The sequence below is a fragment of the Pseudomonas sp. B7 genome (assembly GCF_016735645.1).
GTDB classification, from domain to species: Bacteria; Pseudomonadota; Gammaproteobacteria; order Pseudomonadales; family Pseudomonadaceae; genus Aquipseudomonas; species Aquipseudomonas glycinae.
In genome coordinates this window covers 425160-445456 of the sequence record NZ_JAERRE010000003.1, presented here as the reverse complement: position 1 = coordinate 445456, position 20297 = coordinate 425160, and the positions used below count along the sequence as shown (strand labels likewise).

Here is a 20297-nt window from a genome sequence, read left to right as displayed (position 1 = left end):
CAGCGTGAATGCGAAGGGGCACGTAATCAAGTCGAGTCCCGCAGGGCTGTACGGGTTCAGATATGGTACCGGGCACTGTGTTTATGCCACTCCAGATTGCCGCCGATCCATGTACTCAATCCGGTGAGATAGCGCCGCAATACCGGCGAGCGCGTGCCTTTCATCAGCGTTGCGTGCAGGCGTTCGTATTCTTCCATCACTGCGTCATGGATATCGGCTGCCAGGTCGATTGCCTCTTGAAGCGAACAGTTGTGCCTGGCTGCCAGTAGATAAGGCAGCTTGAAGTCGCCGGTTTCGTTCAGGTGCTCTTTGTAAGCGGAATACAGATCGTTGACCAGAGTGGTCGCCAGCGAGGCCAGTGCGGTGACGTGGTGAATGTCTGGACGGGAATACGTATTGGCCGGGACTTCGTAGCCGCCGATCAGGTCGATCAGTACCAGGCATGGCCAGAAGCTGTTGACCTGCCGACTGGCCAGGTATTCGGCGACGGTGGGTTGAGTGCCATAGAGGCGCCAGGGACCTTCCGCCGCCATGGTGACGAACATGGCGATGGTGATCTGGCGCACCCGGGCGACTTGCGAGGGCGTGCAGAATTGGGCGACCCGTTTCATGTAGGCCAGCAATCCCCTGATTACCGGGTCGCACATTTGCTGCTTCAGGAGTTCTTTGTCGAACGGCGAAGGCAAATAGACCGGATCGATCGCGGTGAGGGCGAACGACAAGCTTTCGGCCACTGTCTCGGGGCGACCGCCGAGGGATTGATCGTCGCAATAGTGATCGTCCACCGCAAACAACGCCGCAAAGCATTGCGCCACGAGTAACAGTCGATCCGGATTATTCGTGTCGGCATGGCACAGCATTGCATAGCGACCGAAGTCGCTGGCGCGGATTTTTTCTTCCTTGCCGGCAAAGATCCCTATGTTCGATATCCACTCCATCAGGCGTTCGTTGACTTCCTGGCCCAACGCCTCATCAATGCGCGTAGGCGGCGGGCAGCGTACGGCACGGACGATAAAGGGGGCAGTGGCGCTGCGTGGCGTCCGGGCACTGCTGGATTGATTCATGGGGTGATCCTTTTCTCGGGGCCGATTGAGATGCTCACCGACGCGGTTCCTGTGCAGGGATGACAGGTCCATGTAAAACCTTTGGCGGAATTTGCGCACCTGTCATGTTTGACAGGTGCGCGGCTCAATGGACGAGCAGTCAACGACCTCCACTAAGCGTCAGGCAGGCAATTTGCGAAGCCAAAACCCTGAATCTTTCGCGGGTGCATTCCCTTCACATTCCACCAACAATTCCTCGCTTCCCCGCCCGTCAGGCTTTGTGGCAACTTGGCCGCCCCTGATGAGGCTGCATCCGATGGCAAACCCTTACCGCGAGTTGTTCAACGCCCCCGGCGCCCGGGCTTTTGTGATGGCCGCGATGATCGCGCGCATGCCGATTTCCATGACCGGCATCGGTGTCATCACCATGCTCTCGCAATTGACCGGCGGTTACGCGCTGGCGGGTGGGGTGGCGGCGACGTTTGCGTTGGCCACGGCGTTTTGCGCGCCGCAGGTGTCACGGCTGGTGGACCGTTTCGGCCAGGGTCGGGTGCTGCCGGTGGCGGCGCTGATCGGCGGGGGCGCGCTGCTGATGTTGCTGCTGTGCACCCGTTTGCAGGCGCCGACCTGGACCCTGTTTGTGTGCGCAGCATTGGCCGGTTGCATGCCGAGCATGTCGGCGATGGCGCGGGCACGCTGGACCGAAATCTATCGCGGCCAGCCGCAATTGCAGACCGCTTATGCATTGGAGTCGGTGCTCGACGAAGTCTGTTTCATCGTCGGCCCGCCGTTGTCGGTGGGCTTGTGCGTCGGCGTGTTTCCCGAGGCCGGGCCACTGGCGGCGCTGTTGATGCTGGCGATTGGCGTCACAGCGTTCGTCGCCCAGCGCAGCACCGAGCCGCCGGTGCATCCGCACGAATCGCAGCATCAAGGTTCGATCATTCGTTCCACCGACGTGCAATGGCTGCTGGCGTTGATGCTCGCCATGGGCGTGATTGTCGGCGTGGTGGATGTGGTCAGCGTCGCGTTCGCCCAGCAGCAGGAGCAGCCGGCGGCGGCGAGCATCGTGCTGTCGGTGTATGCCATCGGCTCCTGTCTGGCCGGGATTGCCTTCGGCGCGATGCGCTCGAAGCTGCCGTTGCCGCGCCTGTTTCTCTACGGCGGTCTGGCGACAGCGGTGACAACGCTGCCGTTGTTGCTGGCGAGCAACATTTTCGGGTTGGCCGTCGCGGTGTTCATTGCCGGGCTGTTCTTCTCGCCGACCCTGATCGTGGCGATGGCGTTGATCGAGCGCATCGTACCGCCGGCCAAACTCACCGAAGGCCTGACCTGGCTGGTGACCGGTTTGAGCATTGGCGTCGCCATCGGTGCCGCCGGTTCCGGCGCACTGGTGGATGCGTTCGGTGCCCGCAGCGGCTTCTGGCTGGCGATTGCCGCCGGGGCAGTGGTGCTGGGCTCGGCGGTGCAGAGCTTTCGTCACCTCAAATAATGCCGGTTACCAGCCCCGGCCCGAGTTCACCCAGAAATTGACCGACAGCGACGTCGACACCGATTCCACCTGATGGAACCAGCCTTCGGGCAGGAACAGCAGATCCCCGGCTTCCAGCGTCACCCGCATGAAGGTCACGTCGCGGGCCTTGGGGAAGCGCTCATAGTCCGGCGCATCCGGGTTGAAATCGCAGCCGTCCAGCCCGCCTTCCGGCGCGGTGGACCAGGTGCCCAGCGCTTCACGATGATGCGGTGCGGCGAGGGTGAACTTCTTTTGGCCCCAGACCTGGGCGAACAGGTTGTCGGTGTCATCGCGGTGCAGCGGGGTCAATGTGCCTTTGGGGCCGATCCAGATGCGCGGTGGGATGAACAGCGAAGCGTCGAAGTAGGGCGGGTACTGAATCTGCTCCATCAGCGCTGCCGGCAGAATGTTGTTGCCCATGTAGGCCGGTGGCTCTCCGTCCGCACCTTTGACCGCCGGGCTGTCCAGCGAGGCGATGAAATCGGCCATCGACGTGGAGCGGAAGTCCCGCTCGGTCGAGAACGTCTTTTTCACGTAATCGCCGTGGCGGGTGATGCCTTGCAGTTCGGCGAAATGCACCAGCGATTCTTCGCGGCTGAGCCTGAACAGCGGCCAGTCGTGCAAGGCATTGCTGATCACCACCGGAATACCGTTGGGCAGGTAGCGGCTCTCGAATTCGATCAGCGACAACTCGCTGCGCGGTCTGCGCTCGACGACGGTTTGCGCTGGCAGGCTGGCGGTGAGTTTTTCGCTGAAACGGGGCGGCGTCGGATAGCGCTTGTTCATGTCGACCTTTTCCACGGGCGCCACCCCCCGGCGAGCGTGGTCGATGATCTGCGGCAGCATCGTCGCCAGGCCCATGTTGCCGCTGATCTTCAGGCGACCGCTGGCAAACAGTTCCTCGACGTTGGCGATGCCGGCCATGATCCCGAGAAAGTCCTGCTCAGCGACTTCAATGGTCACGTCGGGGCTGGCATGGCGACCGGCCTCGGTGCGGCTGCTCGCGCTGACCTCGGACCAGAATGCCTGTGAACCCAATACGAATTGGAAAACGCCTTCGATACCGACCGCGCCGGCATTGGCGAACAGTTTGCCCAGAATGGTCTGCAGGTCCACGGTGAATCCTCGTCGTTGTTTTGGTCTGAACGGTTAACGAGCGTTTGTAACGGAAATTTACGAACTGCCGACTAATTTGCCCGGGCAGCCATCCGTACCCTCAACAGAGACATTTTTTCCGAGGGAAGCGTGGTGACCAAGTTGACCCTGCTGTGCCTGCCGTACTCCGGCGCCAGTGCCATGGTCTACAGCCGCTGGCGGCCGAAGCTGCCGCAGTGGCTGCAATTGCAACCGGTAGAGTTGCCGGGGCGCGGTGCCCGGTTCGGCGAACCGCTGCACACCGACATGCGGGCACTGGCCATGCAACTGGCCAGGGAACTGCGGCCGACACTCAAGGCCCCTTACGCACTGTTCGGCCATAGCCTGGGCGCCTTGCTGGCCTGCGAAATGGCTCATGCCTTGCGCGCGCTGGGCTGCCCGGAGCCGGTGGCACTGTTCGCCTCGGGCACCGCAGCGCCGACGTTGCGCGCCGATTACGACCGCGGCTTTGCCGAGCCCAAGACAGACGCCGAGCTGATCGATCAGCTGCGCACACTCAATGGCACCAGTGAGGAAGTGCTGGCCAATGAAGAGTTGATGAGCCTGACGCTGCCGATCCTGCGCGCCGATTTCCTGCTGTGCGGCAAATTCCAGCCGTTGCAGCGGCCGCTGCTCAACTGCCCGGTGCACGTACTCGGCGGCAAGGCCGACAAGGCCACCACCGAGCAGTTGATCGGCTGGAGCAAGGAAACCCGTGGCAGTTTCTCGGTGGACATGCTGGCCGGTGGACACTTCTTCATTCATGAGCACGAAGCCAAGGTGCTGCGGGTGATCAAGGATCAGCTCGACGTGCATCATCGTCGACATGGCTTGATGGCCGCCGTCTAATCCGGACTCAGTACTGTCCAGAACCCTGTGATGAGCGAGCAGGCTTGCTCCCGCAGGGTTTTTTATCGCCCGCAAATCCGCGCTGCACCTCCCTTCTGATAGTTCTTCTCAATCGCTAATTTTTCCGCTTTGCATTCGTTTTATAGGGACGACGTGCCTTTGTGCTGCCAGCCTACTGATTCGGATACCAAGAAATGAATGCTGAAGACTCCTTGAAACTTGCTCGCCGGTTTATCGGGTTGCCCCTGGAAAAGCGCCAGATGTTCCTCGCGGCCCTGCACAAGGAGGGCGTGGATTTCGCCCGTTTTCCGATTCCTCAAGGGGTCGAGGCCGATGATCGGCAGGCGCTGTCCTACGCGCAGCAGCGTATGTGGTTTCTCTGGCAGTTGGACCCGCACAGCGGCGCCTACAACTTGCCCGGTGCGGTGCGCCTGACGGGGCGCCTGAGCCTGGCCGCCCTCGACGCGGCGTTTGCCAGCCTGGTGGCGCGCCACGAAACCCTGCGCACGGTGTTCCAGCGGCAGGCCGACGACAGCCTGCTGCACGTGCCGGCCGAAGCGCCGCTGGTGATCGAACACGTGGATTTCCGCGGTCTTGCAGAGCCCGAGCGCGAAGTCGCGGTGGCCGACGCCGCTCAGCAACAATCCTTGCAACCGTTCGATCTGGCCGTCGGCCCGCTGCTGCGGGTCAAGTTGCTCAAGCTCGACGAACAGGAGCACGTGCTGCTGTTGACCCTGCACCACATCGTTTCCGATGGCTGGTCGATGAACGTGCTGATCGACGAATTCATCCGTTGCTATGACGCCCATGAAGCCGGCCAGTCGCCGCAACTGGCGCCGTTGCCGATCCAGTACAGCGACTACGCACTGTGGCAGCGCCGCTGGCTGGAGGCGGGCGAGCAGGCCCGGCAGCTGGAATACTGGCAGGCGCAACTGGGCAATGAGCACCCGGTGCTGGAGTTGCCAACCGATCACCCGCGCCCGGCAATGCCGAGCTATCGCGGCACGCGCTACGAATTCGCCATCGACGGCGCGCTGGCGGAACAACTGCGCAGCAGCGCCCAGCAGCACAACATCACCTTGTTCATGTTGCTGCTCGGCGCCTTCAACGTGTTGCTGCATCGCTACACCGGGCAGTCGGACATTCGCGTCGGCGTGCCGATCGCCAACCGTAACCGGGGGGAAATCGAAGGCCTGATCGGCTTCTTCGTCAACACCCAGGTATTGCGTACCGAACTGGACGGACAGACGCGCGTCGCTGATCTGTTGCGTGCCGTCAAAGAGACCGCACTCGGTGCCCAGGCTCATCAGGACTTGCCGTTCGAGCGTCTGGTCGAAGCGCTGAAACTGGAACGCAGCCTCAGCCACACGCCGCTGTTCCAGGTGATGTACAACCATCAGCCGCAAGTCGCCGACATCAGCACCGTGAGCACGGCTTCCGGGCTGGAGCTGGGCGTCATCGAATGGCAGGGGCGCACCACCCAGTTCGATCTGACCCTGGACACCTACGAGAAGGGCGGCAGGCTGCACGCCGCGCTGACTTACGCCAACGATCTGTTCGACCCGCAGACCATCGCGCGCATGGCGCAGCACTGGCTCAATCTGCTGCGTGGCATGGTGCAGAACAGCAACCAGCGCATCAGCGATCTGCCGCTGCTGGAAGCGGCTGAATACCAACGCATGGTGTTCGACTGGAACAGCGTGGACGCCGGCACTGCCGAGGCGTCGAGCATCCATCGCTTGATCGAGCAACAGGTTGCCGCCCAGCCGGGCGCGCTGGCCGTGACCTTTGGCGAGCAAACCTTCACCTATGCCGAGATCGATGCGCGGGCCAATGCGCTGGCGCACAAACTGATCGAGTGCGGCGTCAGTCCGGAAGTCCGGGTTGGCGTTGCCATGCAGCGTTCCGACAGCCTGCTGGTGGCATTGCTGGCGGTGCTCAAGGCCGGCGGCGCCTATGTACCGCTGGACCCGGATTATCCGGCGGATCGTGTTGCCTACATGCTTGAAGACAGCCGCGCGCTGGTGCTGCTGACCGAGCACGCCGTGGCCGAGACCCTCTCCGTCAGCGCCGAAACCCAGGTGCTGTTGCTGGACCGGATCGGCGCAGAACTGGCGGCGTATCCGTCCCGTGCGCCCGTCACGGCGGTGACACCGGACAACCTCGCCTACGTGATCTACACCTCCGGCTCCACCGGCAAACCGAAAGGCGTGGCCATCGCGCACCGCAACGTGCAGGCCTTGATCGACTGGTCGCGCACGGTCTACAGCCGCGATGACATTCAAGGTGTGCTGGCGTCGACGTCGGTGTGTTTCGACCTGTCCGTGTGGGAGCTGTTTGTCACCCTCGCCAATGGCGGCTCGCTGATCATCGCGCGCAATGCCCTCGAGTTGCCGCAACTGTCGGCGCGCGATCAGGTGCGGTTGATCAACACCGTGCCTTCGGCGATCAATGCCTTGCAGCGCGACGGTGCGATCCCGTCGAGCGTGCGCATCATCAACCTCGCCGGCGAGCCGCTGAAGCAAAGCCTGGTGGAAGCGCTGTATCAGCAGGCCAGCGTCGAGCACGTCTATGACCTGTACGGCCCGTCGGAAGACACCACGTATTCCACCTGGACCCGTCGTGCGGCGGGCGGTACGCCGAGCATCGGTCGACCACTGACCGGCACCGCCAGCTATCTGCTGGACGCCGATCTGCAACCGGTGCCGCAAGGCGCGGCAGCCGAACTGTATCTGGCGGGGGCTGGCATCACCCGTGGCTATCTGGGCCGCGCGGCGATGACCGCCGAGAAGTACGTGCCCAATCCATTCGCCAGCAATGGCGAGCGGCTGTACCGCACCGGCGACCTGACCCGTTATCAGGCCGATGGCGCGCTGCAATACGTTGGCCGGATCGACCATCAGGTGAAGGTACGCGGCTTCCGCATCGAACTCGGCGAAATCGAAGCGCGGCTGTTGCAGCAGGGCGCGGTGCGCGAGCTGGCGGTGCTGGCTCAGGAAGGCGCCAGCGGCCAGCAATTGGTGGCCTACATCGTGCCGACCGACGCGGCCGTGCTGGCGGCGGATGCCGATGCCCAGGCAAGCCTGCGCGAAACCCTGAAAGCGGCGCTGCGCCAACATTTGCCGGACTACATGGTGCCGGCGTACCTGCTGTTCCTCGAGCAATTGCCGCTGACGCCCAACGGCAAACTCGATCGCAAGGCGTTGCCGGCCGTCGATGGCAGCCAGCAACAACGCGAACACGTGGCGCCCCGCAGCGCCCTGGAAAAAGCCCTGGCGGCGATCTGGCAGGACGTGTTGTCGATTGAAAACGTCGGCCTCGAAGACAACTTCTTCGAACTGGGCGGCGACTCCATTGTGTCGATGCAAGTGGTCAGCCGTGCCCGTCAGGCCGGGATCGTGCTGAGCCCCAAAGAACTGTTCCAGCACCAGACTATCCGTAGCCTGGTGCAAGTCGCCCGTCAGGGCCAACAGACGCTGATCGACCAAGGCCCGGCCGTGGGCGCCGTGGCGCTGGCACCGGTTCAGCAGTGGTTCTTCGAACAGGACATTCCTCAGCGTCAGCACTGGAACCAGTCGCTGTTGCTGGCGGCGCAACAGCCTGTGGACGCTGCCGCGCTGGAGCGCGCGCTGAGTCAGTTGCTCAACCATCACGACGCGCTGCGCCTGCGCTACGAATCGACTGCCGAGGGCTGGCAGCAGGCGTACGCTGCGCCAACCGGCGAGTCGGTGTTGTGGCAGCGCAGCGCGCAATCGCAGGAAGATCTCAAGGCCTTGTGCGATGAAGCCCAGCGCAGTCTGGACCTGAGCAATGGGCCATTGTTGCGCGCGATGCTGGTGAATATGGCCTATGGCGGCCAGCGTCTGCTGCTGGTTGCGCATCACCTGGTGATCGACGGCGTGTCGTGGCGCGTGTTGCTGGAAGACCTGCAAGCTGCTTACACCCAGGCCCTGAGCGGCGCGGCCAGCGCCTTGCCGGGCAAGACCAGTTCGTATCAGCAGTGGGTCGCACGCCTGCAAGGACACCTGCCGACTTTCGCCGAAAGCCTCGATTACTGGCAGGCGCAGCTGCGTGACGCACCGCGTGCCGAACTGCCTTGCGAGCGTCCTGACGGCGCACTGGAAAACCGTTTCGAAGACAAGGTTGAGCTCAAGCTCAGCGCCGAGCAGACCCGCAAGTTGCTGCAACAGGCGCCGGCGGCCTATCGCACCCAGGTCAACGACCTGCTGCTGACCGCGCTGGCCCGCGTGGTCTGCCGCTGGAGCGGCCAGGCCAGCACCCTGATTCAACTGGAAGGTCACGGTCGCGAAGACCTGTTCGATGACATCGACCTGACCCGCACCCTTGGCTGGTTCACCAGCCTGTTCCCGGTCAATCTTTGCCCGGCGGACAACCTGGGCGCTTCGATCAAAGCCATCAAGGAACAACTGCGTGCCGTGCCGGACAAAGGCCTGAGCTACGGCGCACTGCGTTATCTGGCGGACGCGCAAACGGCGGCGTCGCTGAACAGCGACGTCAAACCGCGCATCACCTTCAATTACCTCGGCCAGTTCGACCGTCAGTTCGATGAAGCGGCACTGTTTGTGCCGTCCGGTGAAGGTGGTGGTGAAGCACAGGATCCTTCGGCGCCGCTGGCCAACTGGCTGACGGTCGAAGGCCAGGTGTACGGCGGCGAGCTGGCGCTGAACTGGGGCTTCAGCCGTGAGATGTTCGACACGGCGACCGTGCAGCAACTGGCAGATCAATACGCCCATGAACTCAATGCCCTGATCGACCATTGCTGTGCGCTCGAAGCGCCGCAAGCGACGCCGTCGGACTTCCCGCTGGCACGGGTGACCCAGGCGCAACTCGATGCGCTGCCGGTGCCGGCCGGTGAGCTGGACGATCTCTATCCGCTGTCGCCGATGCAGCAGGGTCTGCTGTTCCATACCCTGTACGAGCAAGCGGCGGGCGAGTACATCAACCAGATGCGCGTCGACGTTCAAGGCATCAATCCACAACGTTTCCGCGATGCGTGGCAAGCCACTGTAGATGCTCAGGACATCCTGCGCAGCGGGTTTGTCTGGCAGGGCGAGTTGGCCGAGCCGGTGCAAATCGTCCACAAACAGGTGCAGTTGCCGTTCACGTCGCTGGACTGGCGCACCCGTGATGATCAGCCACAAGCCCTCGCGGCGCTGGCCGATGCCGAGCGCCAACAAGGTTTCGACCTGACCTGCGCGCCGTTGCTGCGTCTGGTGCTGGTGCAGACCGGCGCCGAGCAGTGGCATCTGATCTACACCCATCACCACATCCTGATGGACGGCTGGAGCAACTCGCAGTTGCTCGGTGAGGTGTTGCAGCGCTACAGCGGGCAGATTCCGGCGAATGCCGGCGGCCGCTATCGCGACTACATTGCCTGGTTGCAACGTCAGGACGCTCGACTCAGCGAAAACTTCTGGGGCGAGCAACTGGCCGCCCTGCAAGAGCCGACCCGTCTGGCCCGTGTGGCCTCGACCAGCGACGGCCAGAGCGGTCACGGCGATCACTTCCAGACCCTCGACGTGGCGCAAACCCGTGTGCTGGAAACCTTCGCCCGCCAGCAGAAAGTCACCGTCAACACCTTGATCCAGGCCGCGTGGCTGCTGTTGCTGCAACGCTACACCGGTCACGAAGCGGTGGCGTTCGGGGCCACGGTCGCCGGGCGTCCGGCGGACTTGCCGGGTATCGAGCAGCAAGTCGGACTGTTCATCAACACCTTGCCAGTGATCGGTGCGCCGCGTCCCGATCAAAGCGTGGGCCACTGGCTGCAAACCGTGCAGGCGCAGAACCTCGGCCTGCGCGATTTCGAGCACACGCCGCTGGCGGACATTCAGCGTTGGGCCGGGCAGGGCGGTGAAGCGCTGTTCGACAACATTCTGGTGTTCGAAAACTACCCGATTACCCAGGCCCTGAAGCAAGGCGCCGATCAGGGCGTGGTGTTCGGCGAAGTCGCCAACCTGGAACAGACTCACTATGCGTTGAGCGTCGCCGTCACGCTCGGTGAACAACTGGCGCTGCACTACAGCTTCGACCGTGGTCATTTCGCCCCCGCTGCCATCGAAGGCATCAGCGCGCACCTGCTGCAATTGCTGGAGCAGTTTGCTGTGTCGGCCGAGCGCAGCCTCGGTGAAATTGCCCTGGCCGATGCCGGCGAACACGCCCGCCAACAAGCCGATAACCACCCGCAGCCGTACCCGGTGGACATCGCTGTGCACCAGCGGATCAGCGCCCTGGCCGCTGAGCGTCCGCAGCGCACGGCGGTGATTTTCAACGGCCAGCACTTCAGCTATGGCGAGATCGATCAGCGCGCCAATCAACTGGCCCACGCGCTGATTGCACGCGGTGTCGGTGCCGAAACCCGGGTCGGCGTAGCCTTGCCGCGCAGCGAATCAGTGATCGTTGCCTTGCTGGCCGTGCTCAAGGCGGGCGGTGCCTATGTGCCGCTGGACACCAGCTATCCGCGCGAGCGTCTGGCGTACCTGATCGAGGATTCGGGGCTGGCGCTGCTGATCAGCGATTCGTCGGTGTCGGCGCAACTGCCGGTCGCCGAATCGGTACCGGTGCTGGAACTGGACCGCCTCGACTTGCGCGAGTGGCCGATCAAGGCACCGCAGGTGCAGCTCGATCCGGACAACCTCGCCTACGTGATTTACACCTCCGGTTCTACCGGCAATCCGAAGGGTGTCAGTGTTGCCCACGGCCCGCTGGCGATGCACTGCCAGGCCATCGGTCAGCGTTATGAAATGCGTGACAGCGACTGCGAATTCCACTTCATGTCGTTCGCCTTCGACGGTGCCCACGAGCGCTGGCTGACCAGCCTGACCCACGGTGCCTCGCTGCTGATCCGCGACGACACGCTGTGGACCCCGGAGCAGACTTACAACGCAATGCGCGAACACGGCGTGACCGTGGTCGCGTTCCCGCCGGTGTACTTGCAACAACTGGCCGAACACGCCGAGCGCGAGGGGCATCCACCCAAGGTGCGCATTTACTGCTTCGGCGGTGACGCGGTGCCGAGCGCCAGTTTCGAACGGGTCAAACGCGCCCTTGATCCGGACTACATCATCAACGGTTACGGGCCGACCGAAACCGTGGTCACGCCGCTGATCTGGAAGGCCGGCCGCGAAGTGCCGTGCGGTGCAGCCTACGCGCCGATAGGCAGCCGTATCGGCGACCGCAGCGCCTATGTGCTCGACGCCGATCTGAACCTGTTGCCGCAAGGCATGGCCGGTGAGTTGTACCTTGGCGGCACGGGCCTGGCGCGCGGTTACCTCAACCGTCCGGGGCTGACGGCGGAGCGTTTCGTCGCGGATCCGTTCAGCCACACCGGCGGTTTGCTGTACCGCACCGGCGACCTGGTGCGCCAGCGCGCCGACGGCACTTTCGACTACCTGGATCGCATCGACAATCAGGTGAAGATCCGTGGTTTCCGGATCGAACTGGGGGAAATCGAAGCCTGCCTGCAAGCCCTCGACGGCGTGCGCGAAGCGGTGGTCGTGGCCCAGGAAGGCAGCGCCGGCAGCGGCAAGCGTCTGGTGGCCTACGTGGTCGGTGATTCGGCCCGCGAGGATTTCGCCGAAGACCTGCGCGAGCAACTCAAAGCCACGCTACCGGCGCACATGGTGCCGGCCTACGTGCTGCGTCTGGAACGCATGCCGCTGACGCCGAACGGCAAACTCGACCGCAAGAACCTGCCGAAACCGGATGTCAGCCAACTGCAACAAGCCTACGTCGCGCCGCAAACCGTGCTGGAGCAGCAACTGGCGACGATCTGGCAGGACGTGCTGAAGCTTCAGCAGGTGGGTGTCAGCGACAACTTCTTCGAGCTGGGTGGCGATTCGATCATCTCGATCCAGGTGGTCAGTCGTGCGCGGCAGGCCGGGATCCGCTTCACGCCGAAAGACCTGTTCCAGCACCAGACCATTGCTGCACTGGCGGCGGTGGCCAAAGTGGGCGAGCAGGCGCAAGCGATCGATCAGGGCCCGGTGACTGGCGCGCTGCCGTTGCTGGCGGTGCAGCAGGCCTTCTTCGAACAGGACATCCCCGAGCGTCAGCACTGGAACCAGGCGGTGATGCTCAAGCCGACTCAGCTGGTGCAGGCGGCGGCGCTGGAGCAGGCGCTGAACGCGCTGGTCGCGCACCACGATGCTTTGCGCCTGAGTTTCGTCGAGCAGGCCGATGGCTGGCACGCCGAGTACCGCGACGTCGACAGCCGTGACGACGCTCTGCTGTGGACTGTCGATGTGGCCGATGGCGCCGCGCTGGAAGCGGTGGCCAACGAGGCGCAACGCAGCCTCGATCTGCAAGCCGGGCCGCTGCTGCGTGCAGTGCTGGCGAACCTCGACGACGGCAGCCAGCGGTTGTTGCTGGCGATCCATCACCTGGTGGTGGACGGCGTGTCGTGGCGGATTCTGTTCGATGATCTGCAAAGCGCTTACCGGCAGATTGCAGCGGGTGAGTCCCTGCAATTGCCGGCTAAAACCAGCGCCGCCAAGGCCTGGGCCGAGCACCTGCAGACCTACGCCCGCAGCAGCGAGCTGCGCGCCGAACTGGCGTATTGGCAGGAGCAGCTTCAAGGCGCCGATGTCGCGCTGCCGCTGGACAACGCCGACGGTGGTCTGCAAAACCGTCACGCGCTGACCGTGCGTACCCGTCTGGACAAGGCCCTGACCCGTCAGTTGTTGCAGGACGCTCCGGCGGCCTATCGCACCCAGGTCAATGACCTGCTGTTGACCGCACTGGCCCGCGTGATGGTGCGCTGGACAGGCGCCGACAGTGCGCTGATTCAACTCGAAGGCCATGGCCGTGAAGAGCTGTTCGATAGCATCGACCTGACCCGCACCGTGGGCTGGTTCACCACCGTGTACCCGGCCAGACTGACGCCGGTGGCAGGGCTGGGCGCGTCGCTGAAACAGATCAAGGAGCAACTGCGCGCGATCCCCAACAAAGGCATCGGTTTCGGTGCGCTGGCGTATCTGGGCGAGGAGGCGGATCGTGCCGCCCTCGCGCAGCTGCCGGTTCCGCGCCTGACCTTCAACTACCTGGGCCAGTTCGACGGCAGCTTCGACGCCGCCGATGGCGCGCTGTTCGTGCCGTCCAGCGAAGCGGCGGGCGATGAGCTGGATGCCAATGCGCCGCTGGCCAACCAGTTGGCGCTCAACGGCCAGGTGTATGGCGGCGAACTGAACCTGGGCTGGACGTTCAGCCATGAGATGTTCGATGAGGCAACGATTCAGCGTCTGGCCGATGATTACGCCCAGGAACTGCAAGCGCTGATCGCGCATTGCTGCCAGGCCGGTCATCACGGGGTCACGCCGTCGGACTTCCCGCTGGCGCGCTTGAGCCAGGCTCAACTGGACGGCTTGCCGCTGGCGCCGCAGTCGATCGAAGACGTTTATCCGCTGTCGCCGATGCAGCAGGGCATGCTGTTTCACGCGGTGTATGAAGAGTCCACCGGCAACTACATCAACCAGATGCGCCTGGACGTCGAAGGCCTCGACCCCGAGCGTTTCCATCAGGCCTGGCAGGCCGCCGTCGATGCGCACGACATTCTGCGTACGCGGTTCGTCTGGCAGGGCGAGCTGGATGCGCCGGTGCAAGTGGTCAGCAAGCACGCGCAAATGCCTTACAGCCTGCACGATTGGCGTGCACAGCCGCAGCGGGAAGACGCGTTGCAGACCCTGGCTGACGCCGAGCGTCAGAGCCTGGACCTGAATGCATCGACCCTGCTGCGTCTGGTGATCGTACGTATTGATGATCAGCGTCATCACTTGATCTACACCAACCACCACATCCTGATGGATGGCTGGAGCAACTCGCAGTTGCTCGGCGAAGTGCTGCAACGCTACAGCGGCAAGTTCAGTGCCGCGCACGCAGGTCGCTACGGCGACTACATCGGCTGGTTGCAGCGTCAGGACGCGGCGGCGAGCGAGGCGTTCTGGCTGCCGGCGTTGCGCACGCTGGACGAGCCGACGCGCCTGGCTCACGCCATCGCCCGGCCGAAAGATGCGCCGGCGGTGCAAGGCTACGGCGACCATTATCGCGTGCTGGACAGCGAGCAGACTGCTCGTCTGGGTGAGTTCGCCCGGGCTTCCAAAGTCACCGTCAACACCCTCGTTCAGGCCGCATGGCTGCTGGTGCTGCAACGCTACACCGGCAAGGCCAGCGTCGCGTTCGGCGCCACCGTGGCGGGGCGTCCGGCGGACTTGCCGGGAATCGAGCAACAGATTGGTCTGTTCATCAACACCTTGCCGGTGATCGCCAGCCCACGGCCCGAGCAATCGCTCGGCAGCTGGCTGCAAGCGGTGCAGGCGCAAAACCTCGCGCTGCGCGAGTTCGAACACACCGCGCTGTTCGATATCCAGCGCTGGGCCGGGCAGGGCGGTGAAGCGCTGTTCGACAACATTCTGGTGTTCGAAAACTACCCGATTGCCCAGGCGCTGGAGCAGGGCGCACCGCAAGGTCTGCGCTTCGGCCCGGTGGCCAACCACGAACAGACCAACTACCCGCTGACCCTGGGCGTAAGCCTGGAAGGCACGCTGGAAGTGCATTACAGCTTTGACCGCGAGCACTTTGCCGACGCCACCGTCGAGCAGTTGGGCGCGCAGTTGAACCACGTGCTGATGCAGATGGCCGCCGGTTCCGATCAACGTTGCCTGGGCGACCTGCAACTGCTCGATGCGGCTGCACGTGAGCTGGCACTCAACGATTGGGGCTATTGCGCCGGGCACTACCCGACTGCGCTGCATGTGCATCAATTGTTCGAACAGCAAGTGCAACGGGCGCCGGATCAGGTCGCGCTGTACTTTGCCGATCAACATCTGACGTACGCCGCACTCAACCAGCAGGCCAACCGTCTGGCGCACACCTTGCGTCAGCGCGGCGTCGGTCCTGACGTGCTGGTGGGGATCGCGGTCGAGCGTTCGCTGGAGATGATTGTCAGCCTGCTGGCGGTGCTCAAGGCCGGCGGCGCCTATGTGCCGCTGGACCCGCAATACCCGGGTGATCGCCTGACCTGCATGATCGAAGACAGCGGCCTGCTCCTTTTGCTGAGCCAGAGCCATTTGCTGGAGCGTCTGCCGCAGGTCGCAGGCGTCGAGGTGCTGTGTGTTGATCGTCAACCAGAGCAGCTCCAAAGCGCTGATCTGCCGAACCTGACCCTGGCCGATAATCTCGCTTACGTGATGTTTACCTCGGGCTCCACCGGGCGTCCGAAAGGCGTGGGGATCAATCAGGCGTCGCTGACCAAGCACGCCTGCGTGACCGTGGACCTGATGGCGTTGACCGCGCAGGACTGCGTGCTGCAATTCTCGACGTTCAACTTCGACGGTTTCGTCGAACAGCTTTACCCGGCGCTGATCACCGGTGCTTCGGTGGTGCTGCGCGGCACCGAGATCTGGGACAGCGAAACCCTGTACAGCGAGATGCTCGACAAGCGCATCAGCGTGATCGACCTGACCACCGCCTACTGGGGCATGCTGGCCAAGGACTTCGCCGAAGTCGGCCCACGTGACTACGGCGTGTTGCGTCAGGTGCATGCCGGCGGTGAAGCGATGCCGCCCGAAGGCATGGCGGCCTGGAACAAGGCCGGTCTGGCCCACGTTCGTTTGCTCAACACCTACGGCCCGACCGAAGCCACCGTGACTGCCACGTCGCTGGATTGTGGCGACTACGTGACCGGTGCCGAGCCGACGCCATCGACCTTGCCGATCGGTTCGGCGTTGCCGGGCCGTTCCATCTACCTGCTGGACATTGCCGGCCAACCGGTGCCGGTCGGCGCGGTGGGCGAGCTGATGATCGGCGGCGAATTGCTCGCTCGCGGTTATTTCAACCGTCCGGACCTGAGCGCCGAGCGCTTCATGCCCGACCCGTTCTCGGTGCAGCCGGGGGCACGTCTGTATCGCACCGGTGACCTGGCGCGGTTCCGGGCCGACGGGGTGATCGAGTACATCGGCCGTGTCGACCATCAGGTGAAGATTCGCGGTTTCCGTATCGAACTGGGTGAAATCGAAGCGCGTCTGCTGGATGCCCCCACCGTCCGCGAAACGCTGGTGATGGCGGTGGCCGGGCCAAGCGGTCAGCAACTGGTGGCCTACGTGGTGCCGACCGACCCCGAACCGGTCATGTCTGACAGCGAGCTGCAAAGCGAGCTGCGCCGTGCATTGCGCGAGCAGCTTCAGCAAACCCTGCCGGATTACATGGTGCCGACACACCTGTTGTTCCTGGCAAAAATGCCGCTGTCGCCCAACGGCAAACTCGATCGTCACGCGTTGCCGAAACCCGACGCGGCGCAGGCGCAGCAGGATTACCTGGCCGCCACCAATGCCGCCGAGCAAACGCTGGTGGACATCTGGCAAGCGGTGCTGGGCCTGGCGCAAGTCGGTGTGACCGACAACTTCTTCGAACTGGGCGGTGACTCGATCGTCTCGATTCAAGTGGTCAGCCGCGCCCGTCAGGCGGGTATTCATTTCAGTCCGAAAGACCTGTTCCAGCACCAGACCATTCAAGGTCTGGCCAGCGTCGCGCGGGTCGGCGAGGGCGGTTTTGTCATCGACCAGTCGCCGGTCACCGGTGCATCGCTGTTGCTGCCGGCGCAGTTGCAGTTCTTCGAAGAAGGCGTGGCCGAGCCGCATCACTGGAACCAGTCGGTGCTGCTCAACACCTCGCAGACTCTGGACGCTGCGCATCTGAAAGCTGCCCTCGACGCGTTGATCGAGCATCACGACGCACTGCGCTTGTCGTTTGTGTCGGTTAACGGCCTATGGACCGCGCAACACCTGGCGGTCGACGAGCTGCCGGAGGATCTGCTGTGGCAAACCCAGGTCACAGACGCCGCCGAGCTCGAAGCGCTGGGCCTGGAAGCGCAACGCAGCCTCGCCCTCGGCGGGCCGTTGTTGCGCGCGGTGCTGGCGACGCTGGCGGACGGTACTCAGCGGCTGTTGCTGGTGATCCATCACCTGGTGGTCGACGGCGTTTCGTGGCGTGTTCTGCTGGAAGACCTGCAAGGGCTTTACCAGCAAATCAGCAACGCTCAGCCGGTGAAACTGCCGGCCCGGACCAGCGCGTTCAAAACCTGGGCCGAGCGCCTGCACGCTTATGCAAGCAGTGAAGCGCTGCTGGCCGAGCAACCGTACTGGCTCGAACAGCTGCAAAACGTGTCCAGCCAGTTGCCGGTGGATCATGCCGATGGCAGCTTGCAGAGCCGTCATGAACACACGGTGCAGACCCGACTCGGCGCCGAGCTGACCCGCCAACTGCTGCAAGACGCGCCAGCGGCCTACCGCACCCAGGTCAACGACCTGTTGCTGACCGCACTGGCACGGGTGATCAGCCGTTGGACCGGCGAGGATTCGACGCTGATTCAGCTCGAAGGCCATGGCCGCGAAGACCTGTTCGCCGACATCGACCTGAGCCGCAGCGTCGGCTGGTTCACCAGTCTGTTCCCGGTCAGGCTGACTGCCGGCGTCGAACTCGGCGCTTCGCTCAAAGCGGTCAAGGAGCAACTGCGCGCCATCCCGAACAAAGGCATCGGCTTCGGTGTGTTGCGTTATCTGGGCAGCGATGCGGTACGCGAAACCCTGCGTGCCTTGCCGCAACCGGCGATCACGTTCAATTACCTGGGGCAGTTCGACAGCAGCTTCGACGCGGGGCAGGCCGCCCTGTTCACGCCAGCCAGTGAAGCGCGCGGTGCCGAGCAGAGCCTGGACGCCTTGCTCAGCAGTCCGTTGACCCTTAACGGCGGCATTTATGGCGGCGAATTCAGCCTTGGCTGGACCTTCAGTGAACGCATGTTCGAGCGCGGCACCGTTCAGGCTCTGGCCGATGATTACGCCCAGGAACTGGCGGCGCTGATCGAACATTGCTGCCGCGACGGCATGCACGGTGTGACGCCGTCGGACTTCCCGCTGGCGCCGCTGAGCCAGGCACAACTCGATGGGTTGCCGCTGCCGTCGTCGCTGATCGAAGACATCTATCCGCTGTCGCCGATGCAGCAAGGCATGCTGTTCCACACGCTGTACGAGGAAGAGGCCGGCGATTACATCAACCAGACCCGCGCCGATGTGCAGGGGCTGGATGTCGAGCGCTTCCGTGCTGCCTGGCAGGCAGCGTTGCAGGCGCATGACGTACTGCGCAGCGGATTCCTGTGGCAGGGCGAGCGTCCGGTGCAGGTGGTGCATAAACAGGTCGAACTGCCGTTCAGCGTGCAGGACTGGCGTGGTCGCCGTGACTATCAGGCCGACCTCGACGCACTGGCCGCGCAGGAGCGCAAACGGGGCTTCGAACTGACCGCTGCGCCGTTGCTGCGCCTGTGTCTGGTGCGCATCGATGATGACACCTGTCACCTGATCTACACCAACCATCACATCCTGATGGATGGCTGGGGCAACTCGCAGTTGATGGGCGAAGTGCTGCACCGCTACAGCGGTCAGCCGCTGGCGCAATCGGTGGGACGTTATCGCGACTACATCGCCTGGCTGCAACGTCAGGACGGCAGCGTCAGCGAGTCTTTCTGGAAAACCCAGTTGGCCGACCTGCAAGAGCCGACCCGTCTGACTCAGGCCATCGCCCGTCGTGATGACCTGATGGACGTCGCGGGGTATGCCGATCATCAGCGCGTCATGAATGCCGCTGCCACCCGGCAACTGGCCGAGTTCGCCCGTGAGCAGAAAGTCACCCTCAACACCCTGGTGCAAGCGGCGTGGCTGCTGTTGCTGCAACGCTACAGCGGTCAGGACACGGTCGCCTTCGGTGCAACGGTGGCCGGGCGTCCGGCGGATCTCAAAGGCATCGAGCAGCAGATCGGGCTGTTCATCAACACCTTGCCGGTGATCGGCACCCCGCGAGCCGAGCAGAGTGTCGGCCAGTGGTTGCACACCGTGCAGACGCAAAACCTGAGCCTGCGCGAGCACGAACACACGCCGCTGTTCGAGATCCAGCGCTGGGCCGGCAAGGGCGGTGACGCCCTGTTCGACAGCATTCTGGTGTTCGAGAACTACCCGGTATCGGAGGCCATGCAACAGGGTGCGCCGGCCGGATTGCGCTTCACCGACGTCACCAACCACGAGCAGACCAACTACCCGTTGACTCTCGCCGTGAGCATGGGCGACACCCTGTCGCTGCACTTCAGCTACGGCCGTGCGCATTTTGCCGAAGTCGACATTGCGCGACTGGGCGAACACTTGCACAACCTGCTGACGCAGATGATGCAGGGCGGCGCTTTGGCGTTGGGCCAACTGGAGTTGCTCTCCAGCGAGGAGCAACAGCAGCAGGTCGAACAATGGAACGCCACGACCACCGAATACCCGCTGTCGCGCAGCGTGCATTCGCTGATCGAGGATCAGGTACGTGCTACCCCGGACGCTCTGGCGCTGGTGTTCGGCGAACAACGTTTGACCTATGCCCAGCTCAACGCCCGGGCCAATCGGCTGGCAGATGTGTTGATCGAACACGGTGTCGGCCCGGAAGTGCTGGTCGGGATTTCGGTCGAGCGCTCGCTGGAAATGGTTGTCGGTTTGCTGGCGATTCTCAAGGCCGGCGGTGCCTATCTGCCGCTGGATCCTGAGTACCCGCAGGATCGTCTGGCCTACATGTTCGAGGACAGCGGGGTTGCGCTGTTGCTGACCCAAAGTCATCTGCTGGCGCAACTGCCGGTTCCGGCCGGGCTGCACAGTCTGGTGCTGGATCAGGACGGTGATTGGCTCGAAGGTCGCAGCGAAGCCAACCCGGCGCTGAACATCGATCCG

The 20297-nt window shown here is 63.6% G+C and carries 5 protein-coding genes (1 of these 5 only partly in view); 3 read left to right on the top strand and 2 right to left on the bottom strand.

Annotated elements, in window-relative coordinates; translation table 11 throughout:
* Positions 1-56: 56 nt before the first annotated feature.
* Complete coding sequence (locus tag JKA62_RS10535) at positions 57-1064, bottom strand: terpene synthase family protein (protein WP_011333305.1); 1008 nt, start codon at positions 1062-1064, stop codon at positions 57-59.
* A gap of 295 nt (positions 1065-1359) precedes the next feature.
* Between JKA62_RS10535 and JKA62_RS10530 the strand changes: the two genes are divergently transcribed.
* Positions 1360-2532, top strand: coding sequence for an MFS transporter (locus JKA62_RS10530; protein WP_011333306.1), 1173 nt, complete (start codon positions 1360-1362; stop codon positions 2530-2532).
* Positions 2533-2538: 6 nt separating this feature from the next.
* Here the strand turns inward: JKA62_RS10530 and JKA62_RS10525 are convergent, their stop codons facing one another.
* Positions 2539-3669: a cupin-like domain-containing protein gene (locus JKA62_RS10525; RefSeq protein ID WP_011333307.1), complete on the bottom strand. Its 1131-nt coding sequence runs from the start codon at positions 3667-3669 to the stop codon at positions 2539-2541.
* A gap of 129 nt (positions 3670-3798) precedes the next feature.
* Between JKA62_RS10525 and JKA62_RS10520 the strand changes: the two genes are divergently transcribed.
* Positions 3799-4536 (top strand): thioesterase II family protein, encoded by a 738-nt coding sequence (locus JKA62_RS10520; RefSeq protein ID WP_011333308.1) that lies wholly within the window; start codon positions 3799-3801, stop codon positions 4534-4536.
* 194 nt (positions 4537-4730) lie between these two features.
* Positions 4731-20297 carry the 5' portion of a non-ribosomal peptide synthase/polyketide synthase gene (locus JKA62_RS10515; RefSeq protein ID WP_201817739.1) on the top strand. It continues 1398 nt past the right edge of the window, so the window shows 15567 of its 16965 coding nt (coding positions 1-15567); the start codon lies at positions 4731-4733; its stop codon lies beyond the right edge, outside the window.

Excerpts from the sequence above, each read along its gene's own strand:
- JKA62_RS10535 (WP_011333305.1), bottom strand. The coding sequence starts at position 1,064 with ATGAATCAATCCAGCAGTGCCCGGACGCCACGCAGCGCCACTGCCCCC.
- JKA62_RS10530 (WP_011333306.1), top strand. The coding sequence starts at position 1,360 with ATGGCAAACCCTTACCGCGAGTTGTTCAACGCCCCCGGCGCCCGGGCT.